This is a genomic window from Methylobacterium sp. WL119, from assembly GCF_008039875.1.
Lineage (GTDB): Bacteria > Pseudomonadota > Alphaproteobacteria > Rhizobiales > Beijerinckiaceae > Methylobacterium.
Map to the genome: position 1 here is coordinate 1 of NZ_VRUU01000152.1, position 8,368 is coordinate 8,368.

At 60.1% G+C, this 8,368-nt stretch carries 10 protein-coding genes and 1 pseudogene; 3 read left to right on the forward strand and 8 right to left on the reverse strand.

Annotation, left to right across the window (positions count from 1 at the left end; all coding sequences use genetic code 11):
* Nucleotides 1-260: pseudogene (locus FV227_RS26850) on the forward strand (porin); the annotation flags it as partial.
* Nucleotides 261-387: 127 nt separating this feature from the next.
* Here the strand turns inward: FV227_RS26850 and FV227_RS26855 are convergent.
* Genes FV227_RS26855 through FV227_RS26860 form a run of 3 tightly spaced genes read right to left on the reverse strand, consistent with a single transcriptional unit; the run spans nt 388 to nt 1,707 of the window.
* Nucleotides 388-1,287, reverse strand: a complete 900-nt coding sequence (locus tag FV227_RS26855; RefSeq protein WP_147860314.1) for a hypothetical protein — start codon at nt 1,285-1,287, stop codon at nt 388-390.
* 48 nt (nt 1,288-1,335) lie between these two features.
* Nucleotides 1,336-1,485: a hypothetical protein gene (locus FV227_RS29365; RefSeq protein WP_187274969.1), complete on the reverse strand. Its 150-nt coding sequence runs from the start codon at nt 1,483-1,485 to the stop codon at nt 1,336-1,338.
* Between the two features lie 39 nt (nt 1,486-1,524).
* Complete coding sequence (locus tag FV227_RS26860) at nt 1,525-1,707, reverse strand: hypothetical protein (protein ID WP_147860315.1); 183 nt, start codon at nt 1,705-1,707, stop codon at nt 1,525-1,527.
* Between the two features lie 1,607 nt (nt 1,708-3,314).
* Here FV227_RS26860 and FV227_RS26865 point away from each other — a divergent pair.
* Entirely contained in the window at nt 3,315-3,602 is a 288-nt protein-coding gene (locus FV227_RS26865) for a hypothetical protein (RefSeq protein ID WP_147860316.1), read from the forward strand.
* Between the two features lie 192 nt (nt 3,603-3,794).
* The gene (locus FV227_RS26870; RefSeq protein ID WP_147860317.1) at nt 3,795-4,352 is read left to right on the forward strand and encodes a chemotaxis protein CheB; all 558 of its coding nucleotides are present in this window, start codon (nt 3,795-3,797) and stop codon (nt 4,350-4,352) included.
* 28 nt (nt 4,353-4,380) lie between these two features.
* Here FV227_RS26870 and FV227_RS26875 read toward each other — a convergent pair whose 3' ends face one another.
* The 5 genes from FV227_RS26875 to FV227_RS26895 form a co-directional block, all read right to left on the reverse strand.
* Complete coding sequence (locus tag FV227_RS26875) at nt 4,381-5,622, reverse strand: phage baseplate assembly protein (RefSeq protein ID WP_147860318.1); 1,242 nt, start codon at nt 5,620-5,622, stop codon at nt 4,381-4,383.
* The gene (locus FV227_RS26880) at nt 5,609-6,208 is read right to left on the reverse strand and encodes a hypothetical protein (RefSeq protein WP_147860319.1); all 600 of its coding nucleotides are present in this window, start codon (nt 6,206-6,208) and stop codon (nt 5,609-5,611) included. The genes FV227_RS26875 and FV227_RS26880 overlap by 14 nt, the downstream gene beginning before the upstream one ends.
* Nucleotides 6,209-6,824: 616 nt before the next feature.
* On the reverse strand, nt 6,825-7,100 hold the full coding sequence (locus tag FV227_RS26885; RefSeq protein WP_147860320.1) for a hypothetical protein: 276 nt from the start codon (nt 7,098-7,100) through the stop codon (nt 6,825-6,827).
* Nucleotides 7,097-7,858 carry a hypothetical protein gene (locus FV227_RS26890; protein ID WP_147860321.1) on the reverse strand — a complete coding sequence of 254 codons (762 nt, stop codon included), beginning with the start codon at nt 7,856-7,858 and terminating at the stop codon, nt 7,097-7,099. The genes FV227_RS26885 and FV227_RS26890 overlap by 4 nt, the downstream gene beginning before the upstream one ends.
* A gap of 14 nt (nt 7,859-7,872) precedes the next feature.
* Nucleotides 7,873-8,112: a hypothetical protein gene (locus FV227_RS26895; RefSeq protein WP_147860322.1), complete on the reverse strand. Its 240-nt coding sequence runs from the start codon at nt 8,110-8,112 to the stop codon at nt 7,873-7,875.
* Nucleotides 8,113-8,368 lie beyond the last annotated feature (256 nt).

Here is an 8,368-nt window from a genome sequence, read left to right on the forward strand (position 1 = left end):
ACCAGCTCAGCCAGGCGCTTCGCGACACCTACCAGTTCGTCGCCGGCGCGAGCCTGATCTGGTCGCCGGTGAAGGACCTCGATATCGGTGTGGAAGGCCTCTACACCCAGATCGGCGTCAAGAACGGTCGCGTGATCGACACCGACAAGGATCCGACCGCCTACTCGCGCATCGCCGCGATCAACGCCGGCGGCTTCGTCCGCACCACAGTCAGCGACGACGTCTTCCAGGCCAAGGTCCGCGTCCAGCGCGACTTCTAGGTCAACTTGATATGTGCGCGGCTTCGATTGGTCGCGCACATACTCGTTCAGGTAGCCGAGACTTACTCAGGGCCCAGCTGCAAAGCTGGGCCTTTTGCTTTTTAGCGCTCTTCAAGTCCATGCTTCGCTAGAGGACGATCCCCAATCGGGCTCGAATTGCGCAGTCTTCCAACAGAACGCTTTGCCGGTCATGCACGGATGGCCCAAGGGGATGCGCAGTTGCAACGACGTTTTCCTCGCCGACACTAATGACCCCAACGTTGAAGAGGCCTAATTTTTCTCTAAGCGATACAAGGTCATTAGTTGACACCCAACTTGGAGCACACAGATAATACTGAGCGAAAAATGTTGCTTCGACGGCTGCTTTCAAGGCTGCTTTCGTTGCAACCTGTGAATTAACATCGCCAAAAAATCTCAAACCCTCGAACGCAGCAAGACAAAGTTTGCCATCGCTCATGAAATCGACGTAGAAATTTGGGTGACAGTAAGGATATCGCCCAGGCCAGATCTTAAGATGTCCAACCGACGAACTTTGCGCCAAACCCAGGATTTGTTGGAGAGCGTCTTTATTTGACAGATTTTGGAATAGCTTGTCTGTAAAAGACTTCGACGATTGCAGGCCTGCACTCATGGCAGAAATCTTGCTAGTAGGATCTTTTTTAGTTTGGTCATAGATGCTGCGCAAATTGCGTAATGTAAGCTGATCTGTGCTACAAACTATTTTCTTAGCCCGGTGTTCGTTTGCTTTCGCTATGCGGGTAACTACTTCAAGATTTGACATGGGCCATCCAAGCGCGTGGGCTGGCAACTCATGCGAACTAATAAATTTTTGAATGAAGGCGTATGTTCTGATGCCAATCCACAATTGGCTTGTTGTGTAGCCGGTTAGATTTGCAGCCACTTCGACCCATGGCCTACCTTGGTCGTCGACGCTGCCTGCTGACATGAGATCGCGAAGAGCTTCCACGATGAGGGGCCAAGGCACTTCTCTCGAACGTGCGTCGGTGAGCACCTCTACCGAATTCATACGAGCTTCCCTCGATTTGACGGCCATTTGAACGATAGCGGTTCTATATCAAGTCACCGCCTCCGGCTGCGCAGGCGCGTTGCCGAGGTCGTAGAAGCCATCGTTCTTGGTCGCGTCGCCCTTGCACTGCTCCCAGGCCAGCGTGTTGATGAGGTCGAGCGTCGTCGCATGACGCGTGTCTCGATGCGGTCGCGGCACAGCTCGACAACCCTATCCCTGCGGCTGTCCTACCGGGGCCTACTGCCGCTGATGTCTTCGCTCTTCGTCCGCCACGGCCTCAACCGCTGCAATCACATTCTCAAGCTCGGCAATCCGCTTCAGCGTGCTGTCGGCTGGCATCGTGTCGTACTGCGCCGCTTCCATGATGAGGTCGCGCTGGCGGGCCTTGAGGCGGTCCAGGAGACGAGCAAGGGTTTCCATCGACGGTCGTGTAGCGAAGCGTGCCTTCCTCGACAACATGGTGCCGCGATAGCCACCCGCGGTAGCAGCGAGGTAGGTACGGCAGCGCTACGGCAAGAAGCACGGTAGGGGCAGGGGTATCACACCACACGCACTGAAGCTGTGCCGAGCGATAGGATTGCGGATCTTATAGATAGTGACCGCTTATGGAGCGTCATTCGCGACGAATGCACTGGTTCGACCCCTTTGTCACATATTCGGGCGTTTGCGTGACGTGGGATACCCGTCCGCCTCGGCGCTGCATCAGCGCTAATTAGTGCAGCTCGGACGCGGTTGTGGCTTTAAAGCCAACCTTAGCAGTGAGCGAAAGATTTTCGTCCTGCTCGAAACTAAATTGCGCACTCTCCCGTTAGGTGCCCCTGGAGTCCGATTTCTTCTAACAGCACACCCATACCTGTGGGTGTGGCCAATCGCGATCTGCGTGTTGATCGACGCTCTATACAGGCTTCGGCCTGAATATAATTTCGCAGCGACTGATACAGAAGGATTTTTATGTCAAAAGTTCGTAGAGTTTTCTGTAATCTACAAAACAAAACCTTTGCCCTTCCATCGTCAGGTTCAGGCAACGGGAACAAGGATCGCTTCCGGTCACTGCGCATCAACTTATGCGTGCTTTTTGCAATCGGGACGGTGGGTGTCTTTTTGGCAATTACAGCGTACATTATCACGATTTCAGTAAAAAGTTTTCTATGAATGTGGAATTATTATGATTGATGCCGTATTTTCAGAAGCCCCGCTGCAGGATGCGGCATGCAACCGCAGGGTGTTACAAACCGGATTATTTGCTGCAAACATTTGTTAAACAGTTGTTGTTCATCCCAGACCGATCCTTATGCTTCTGGCAGAGGGAAACACCGGAAAAGTCATGTCCTACATATTGGTTGCGTTTCTAGGCACCGCGTGCGGCGTGTTTGCTTCTTGGCAGATGTTGTTACTGGTTGTGGCTGTTGTAGCATTGGCGTCTGGATTTGCTGGCGCAATCCACCATCTGCCGCTGCTGCAGGTCGTAGCGCAGACAGTTGTACTGTTATTCATACTCGAAGCAGCGTGGCTTCTTTCAGTGTTAGCTTTAAACGCGTTATTGGCGTCAGGTGTACGATGGGCCCTCTGGGTACACGCTAAAGTAGCACCTCGTTCCACCACTCACGGAAGCGAGTCGGGCGAGTAAACGCGGAAAGGCTTGTTTGAAACGACCTGAGCTTCTTTTGTGTGCCGGCCACGCTCCACGACCCGAGCCGCCGGCTCTCGCTGTTTTCGACCACCGTGCGAGTGGGTCAGAGCAACGCCTTCGCAGCTCACTCTGATCCCAAGATTGCAGTTGGGTGGCGAAGCACGTCAATCCCTCGTCACTGCCAAGCCGGCAGGGCGGCGTATCCGGATGCGCCCCAATTACCCCGGGCTGGTACCAACAGTCATCGGCCAATCCGCCTCAAGTGAGGATCTTTGGGCAACTACGGCTTGAACCCTATCTCGGTACATGCAATCCATAGTTGTGCAGGTGTCTGCGGGGATGCATGACGTGCGTCGCGGCGGTTGGACTTCAATCTGATCCGGTCGGCAGGATGGCCATGGCGATAGATAAGGATGCGGTTGAGCAGCATGCTGAGGCCTCAGCCTTGCGGGTGCTCATGCAAACGGTAGCGGTGCTGGTGTTCGAGCAGTGTGGCATGTCGCCGGTACGGGTGCGTGCTCTTGGGCAAAGCCTGAGCGCCGAGATGTCAGACATTGAGATACCGGGGGCCAGCCGGACCGATCTCGATACGATCCGCGAAGCTAATGCGTGGGCGGTCGTTGCCGCGTTTAGCAGTGTTGCTCAAGCTATGCGGGGTGATGAGGATAAAGCTGCAAGTACCTGATCCTGCAGCATTAGCGCAGGTGGTTGCTGCCATCACGTGATGGTGGAAATCAGACGCTTGGCATCCGCATTAGGTGGTATGCGGGCGTGCCGCATGAGGGAGCGGATCGCACACGGGATCTGCCCCCTAAACCACTGGGTCTTCCGCAATCCTGCCTTTGAACATTCCACCTGAGGCACTGTTGGCAGTCTCATGGGACTCATCATCGTCATCGCGGCATCAGCGGGCGGCCTCATACCGCTCCGACAGATCATCGGAGGGCTACCGGCAGGTTGCTCGGCGTCGGTGTTCATCGTCTGGCACATCGGCAGCCATCCCAGCATAGTTCCGGAAATGCTGAGCATGACGAGCCACCTGCGCATCTCCCATGGCGAGGATGGCGAACCCTTTGAGGACGGTCGCGTCTACGTCGCCCCTCCCGACAAGCACATGTACCTTGATCACGGCGTGATCCGTCTCGATCACGGGGCGAAGGTCCACTTCACCCGCCCTGCGGCGGACCCGTTGTTCGTGTCAGCCGCAGAGGCCTACGGCGAACGCGTCGTTGGCATTGTCCTCAGCGGCTATGGTGCGGACGGTGCGGATGGCTTGGCGACCGTCAAGGCACGCGGCGGCTTGGCCCTCGTCCAGAAGCCTGAGGAAGCCGAGCAGCCTGCAATGCCTTGGGCGGCAATCATGGCCGATCATCCTGACGCCAGCCTGCCGGTTGCAGAGATCGTGGCTCGCGTGGCGGCGTTGGTCAAAGGCTGAAGCAGCGCAGAACGGACGGTACCGAGTGCTAGGTTCGACCACTCGTAGGCTTTGTCGTGCTAGGCCGATACCAAACGTCATAAGTCGCGGAACGGCGGTTTCGGATGGCGACGGCGCTGGGTCTCAGACGCTCGTCGTCTCCATCTGACGGCTCTTCGGAACGCTCACGTTGCGGCATCGGGTTTGGCTTCGGACGCGCCTGGTCTGTAGAAGCGTCATCAGCCTTTGCGTCGGGATACTTAATGGCGAAGGCGCCTGCGTTCACCATCTCGATGGTCGTCGTCGTGCCGGCCTCAGTTTGGCTGTAGACATAGCCCCATAGCTTCAGCTGCATCTGTCCGCTGTCGGTCGGAAACAGCATGGGCGACTTGACCGTCACCTTGTCCGTAAGAGACCACAGGCTACCGTCCGGCTTAAGCCAGCCCGCGTAGGTCAAGGATACCCGGAGCCGGGACGACTCAATCGCCTGCGCATCCATATTTGTGCGAAGCTGGATACCCTTCGCATCGAGCGGCATCTCCGCAAGGCTCTTCCGAACGATGCCAGGGATCCCATCCGAGATCGACGACCTGGCCTGGATCTCGGACGCCTTTTTCCCGAACAACGTGTCGTTGCCGTGCATCTGGCTGTTGTAAATCGTCTCCGCCACCTTCGGCATCTGGATTGAGCATGAGGCTGCCAGGATGTTCTGACCCTCAACGAAGGTTGCAGTCGTTCCATCCGGCTTTGTGCCGGCGACCATCGTGCCATCGGCATCCGCTCTGAGCCAAAGTCCTCTCTGATTGCAAAGCCGCGAGATCAGGTCGAACGGTGACTCTCCGTAACGAACCATCACCTGCGGGAACGGCTCATTGGCCCCAGCCGGCGGGTTCTCAATCCGGAACTTCACGCCGTAGGGCTTCAGCACCGAGTTCGCGATGGCATCGAGCTTGTAGCCCCGATACTGCCCCGTCCCGCTGTCGATCGATCCCTCAGCCGCCACGCCGGCCTTCGAATAGCCATCGATTTTCACGCCATGCCGGTTTGCGTCGTAGGCTGCCTCACGGTTTACAATGTAGCCCTCGCGGATCACGACCTGCCCAGCGATGGCGATATCGACACGATCTCCTGGCTTCAGGCGGAAATTGGCCACGGCGTTCGGCTCGGCGCAGATCAGCGAAAAATTGCGCTGCCACGCAGCATCGAAGGATTGAGAGATCGCAACCTGCAGCCAGTCGCGGTAGGTGCCGCCCGTGGTGCGAACCTCGCAAATCAAGTCAGCATTTGGCATGGGAGGCATCCTTCGGCGGGTCGAAGTTCGGCAGGCGGGAGAACCAGTCCTCCAGCGCGGTGAGGTCGAGCGGTTTGCCTGCGGCCTCTGCCAGAGCGGGCCAATCTGCCTCGACGATCCCACCGTGGTGCGAGTCGGCGACCTCGACGAGGCTCCAAAGGGCTGCGAGCGGGGCACCGATGCTGGCGAGGAAGCGCTCGCCGATCTCACTGGCATCGAGGCAGGTCGCGACATCGAGAGCGAAGGCCATCTGGAGGGTGGCGCCGAACTCGACTGCACGGCGAGCGGCACAAGCCCCGATCTCGCGGACGATGGTGCTGAGCGCAGCGATCACCACCTCGGTGGCATCGGACTGTGCGGGCGGATCCAGATTGGGAGAAGCTGGGAGGGGCGATGCAGATGCCAACTTGGCGCCTGCAGCTGACGAAGGTGGCGCCGCCGCCACCGGACCCTTCGCCGTCCCACCGCGATAGGCCACCGGGCGCTTGGTCAGTAGGTCGTCGGACGCCTCGACGTTGACCAAGCCGTCAACCGTCATCACGAGGTGGCCGCGCGCCTCCCACTTGTTCACCGTCGAGCGGTTCACCTTGTGACGCCGTGCGAACGCTGCCTTGGTTGCCGTTGTTGTCACTGCTGCCGTTGCCTGTTGCCGCTGTTGTCGTTGCCGGGTTTTGGAAGCTCAGACCTGCGGAGAGCTTGAGCTCGCGCTGACCCCCGACCCTCCGCGGGGCCTCAGAGGGACCCCGGAACTCGCATAGGCGTCCGGTCAGGCCCTCGCTCACCCTCGACCCCACATCCCGCCGCGAGCCTTCACATCCTCTGCGGTCTCGTGGAGCGTACCAGGGACGATGGCGCGATCAGTGCTGTTCCCCATGCCGCCAGCGTCACCGGGGTCGGCAGGCGGGGTCCAGATCACCGCAGTGGGTGCATCCGGGGCTGGCTCGGCGTCGACCGTCTTGGGCTCGTTCGCGGGCATGATGCGTCTCCGATGAGGAAGGAGACCGCAGCGGGGTGACCCCTCCGCCGCGATCTCCGGTGGTCCCGCTGGCTTGGAGAGCGGGCGGTCTTGCCGGCCTTGGTATTCATCGTTCTCGTGATCGTAGATCAGGCAACGAACAGGCTGGCTTGTCGCTGTTGGGCTGACCGGATCGCCCTCAATGGCGCGGCTGGAGGCCCTCGCGGGTCGGCCACGCAATCTCGTGTCAGGCCACGCGGCGCCAGAGCGTCCCGTCGGCGGCGTGGCGCTCAGAGCCGAGCTGATAGGCGGAGCCGGGCGTGTGCAGATCGCGCTTCGTGTAAGCCGGCGCGCAACGCGCCGGGGCTGCTGTCGCCGCTGCCTGCCGCTCGGCCTCGCGTGCCTTGGACCATTCGGCCATGCGCTCGGCCTGCGTCTTCGGGGTCGTGCCAGGCTCGGGCTTGCCGAGGGCGCGACGTGCCATAGCAGCGCCGGCCTCGACCTCTCTTTGATCGAAGTTCATCGGGGTTCTCCGTTGACGTAATACCGGACGCCCCAGAGCGGCGCGGCATCGCGACCGAGACCAGGGAGGTAGACGCGAGCCGAAAGCGGCTTGTGCGGCTCTTCGGGTACGCTGGGGGTGAAAGTCGTGGTCGGGTGCTTCCGGTAGGTCGGCCTCCGGTCGTCACCCATGCCGCTGTAGATCTGCTCCACCGTCGTTTCGTGACGCGACGGCGTGCCGGCCTTGCCATTGAATGGCTCACCGGGCGGCACCGCCTCGGCATCGTCGGGCAGATTGCCGTTGGCCTCAGCGATTAGCCGCTCGCGCTCGCGGATCTGTGCCAGCAGCGTCACCAGCTTTCCGGCAGCCGCGAGGTAGTCATCAGCCATTCGGCCGACCTCGGCGCTGGCCTTCATAGCCTGCTTGCGCAGAGCTCTGCGGCGGGTCTGCTCAGCCTCATGGTCGGCCTTGGTCTTGGCCTCAGCGATCACCGCCGCGGCGTGCTGCATTTCGGCCTGATCGATGCGGACCTTGGCGACGGCGATGCGGTGGTCGAGATCGGCTACATCGTCGACGGTGCCAGTCAGCATCAGGTCGGTGCGGCTAGCCTCCAGGGCACTCCGCTCCGCGACGGCGGCATCACGGTCAGCCGCGATCTCAGTTGAGGCGCGAAGCGCGAGACCAGCGCTCCAATCCGGACGCGGAAGTTCACGGGGCGACCGCATCATCACGTGCGACTCGACGTAGTCGCGGGGACGGATCGTGAAGGTCGGGATCATGCTGAGAACCCCCATCAGGCGGCCTGCCGCATCGCTGGGGCAGACGGCGCCGGGCCGGGGCCGTCGTCACCGCTGCGGAAGGGCGGGAGCTTCACGCCGTCGGCATTGAGCTGCGCGCGAAGGGCTCGGCGCAGGTACTCGCCAGGCGATGTACGGGACTGCTGCGCTGCCGCTGCAACAGCACCAGAGAGGCCGCGCTCGGCCCGGAAGCGGACCATTTCAGGGAAGTTCAGCGTGCGAGCAGTGTTCTGCACGGTCAATCTCCCTAACAAGTGCGACATCTGCTGCCGCCTAGTGTCACGGATTATCAGTCTCAGCTTATAGAGATGCAACAATGCGCGTTGTTGCTTGGCCTTACTTGTGATGGATCAGTGAAATTCTACGTTCCCGCAGCGGCCTTGTCCGGCCACATCCCAAGACTGGCTGGGGCGGGTTGGGGCGGACCATCCGGTTACCTTGCCATTCGCGCCCGTGCGCGTGTGCGTGCAGTACGGCGAACCCGCCCCAACC

What these genes read in the sequence shown, in the direction of transcription:
- FV227_RS26855 (WP_147860314.1), bottom strand. Translation starts at nt 1,287, where the DNA reads ATGAATTCGGTAGAGGTGCTCACCGACGCACGTTCGAGAGAAGTGCCT.
- FV227_RS26860 (WP_147860315.1), bottom strand. Translation starts at nt 1,707, where the DNA reads ATGGAAACCCTTGCTCGTCTCCTGGACCGCCTCAAGGCCCGCCAGCGC.
- FV227_RS26865 (WP_147860316.1), top strand. Translation starts at nt 3,315, where the DNA reads ATGGCGATAGATAAGGATGCGGTTGAGCAGCATGCTGAGGCCTCAGCC.
- FV227_RS26870 (WP_147860317.1), top strand. Translation starts at nt 3,795, where the DNA reads ATGGGACTCATCATCGTCATCGCGGCATCAGCGGGCGGCCTCATACCG.
- FV227_RS26875 (WP_147860318.1), bottom strand. Translation starts at nt 5,622, where the DNA reads ATGCCAAATGCTGACTTGATTTGCGAGGTTCGCACCACGGGCGGCACC.
- FV227_RS26885 (WP_147860320.1), bottom strand. Translation starts at nt 7,100, where the DNA reads ATGAACTTCGATCAAAGAGAGGTCGAGGCCGGCGCTGCTATGGCACGT.
- FV227_RS26890 (WP_147860321.1), bottom strand. Translation starts at nt 7,858, where the DNA reads ATGATCCCGACCTTCACGATCCGTCCCCGCGACTACGTCGAGTCGCAC.